Genomic DNA, 1367 nt, shown 5'->3' with positions numbered 1-1367 from the left:
CGCTTCTTTTGTACCATTCTCTGGCGGGCGGAACCCTGCTGGCACACAATGTGTATGACAGTTATTCCCTGCAAGCCGAAAACTGGCTGGCCGGACGCAACTACATTGCCAATGGGGAACGATACACCTGGCTGGAACTGGCTATCTATCAGGGACGTTATTACCAGTCCTTCCCGCCGGTTCCCTGCCTGCTAATGCTCCCCTGGGTTCTGCTGTGCGACGGGGCTGACGCCGTTCCCAGCAACCTTATAGCCGCTTTGCTGGCGCTGTTCTGCGCGGGCGGCTGCTATGCCTGCTGCGCTCGTGCCCGACTCTCCCCCGCGGCGGCGTCTTGCCTGACCGTGTTCGTCGCTTTCGGTTCCAACACGTTCTGGCTTTCCACCAGCGGCGGGGTCTGGTTCATCGCCCAGATGCTCGGCCTGTGTCTGGCGTTGTGGGGCGTTTCCTTTGCCCTGCGCCCGACCACATTTTCCTGTGCGCTGGCCTCCCTGTACCTGGCTCTGGCCGTGGGCTGCCGCCCGTTCTATGCGCTCCTACTGGCATATTGGCTCATCCAACGGCTACGTCGGCCGCGGCCGTTTACCCGCCTTGCCGCCGCGCTGCTGCCTGCTCTAGTGGTCGCCGCCTGCCTTATGGGGTATAATGCGGTTCGCTTCGGTAACCCATTCGAGTTTGGCCACAACTATCTGCCGGAGTTCACACAGACCGTCAACGGGCAATTTTCGTTCCGCTATCTGCTGTCAAACCTTGCGAACCTGTTCCGCCCCATTCTGCTGGATGCCGACTTGCAGCTCCATTTTGAGATTTTCAACGGCTTTTTCCTGTTTGCCGCCAATCCGATATTTCTTCTGGCCCTGCTCCGGGGCGTGCGTGTCTGCCTTCGCAGAGAGCCTCAGCACGCGCTGCCTGTACCTATGCCGGGCTGGGTGGCTGGCGCCGCCTGCGTTCTGGTCACACTGCTGTACTGCCTGCACCGCACCATGGGTGGCTGGCAGTTCGGCACCCGGTATCTAATAGACTTGTTCCCCTGGGTGGTCGTGTGGTTTTGCTCCCGCCCACAGTGGACCCCCGGCCCCGGTGCATGGACCCTGTGCGGGATGGCAGTGCTGTTCAATCTGTATGGTGCCGTTTACATGCTGTAGACCTGACACAAACAAAAACCGCCCGGCAGGTATCGCTGTCAGGCGGTTTTGTTATTAAGATTCGCGGTCGTGATTACTCCGTTTCCCCGTCGCCGTCCTCCGGCGTTTCCCCGGTGCTTTCCAGTTCAATGTCAAAGGCAGCGCCGCAGTTGGGGCAAACCAGCTCGGATTCCTGATCCAACAGCGTTTCTTCATCCACCGTGGAAACAGCGCCGCAGTTCGGGC

The 1367-nt window shown here is 60.1% G+C and carries 1 protein-coding gene; it reads left to right on the top strand.

The features are described from left to right. Nucleotides 1-1142, top strand: a 1142-nt coding sequence (locus H6B10_RS14530) for a hypothetical protein (protein WP_204652252.1), incomplete at its 5' end; no start/stop codon positions are given. Between the last annotated feature and the right edge of the window lie 225 nt (nt 1143-1367).

Origin of the sequence: Gemmiger formicilis (genome assembly GCF_016901605.1) — a bacterium.
Classification (GTDB): Bacteria; Bacillota; Clostridia; order Oscillospirales; family Ruminococcaceae; genus Gemmiger; species Gemmiger formicilis_B.
This window is presented reverse-complemented; position numbering and strand designations above follow the sequence as displayed.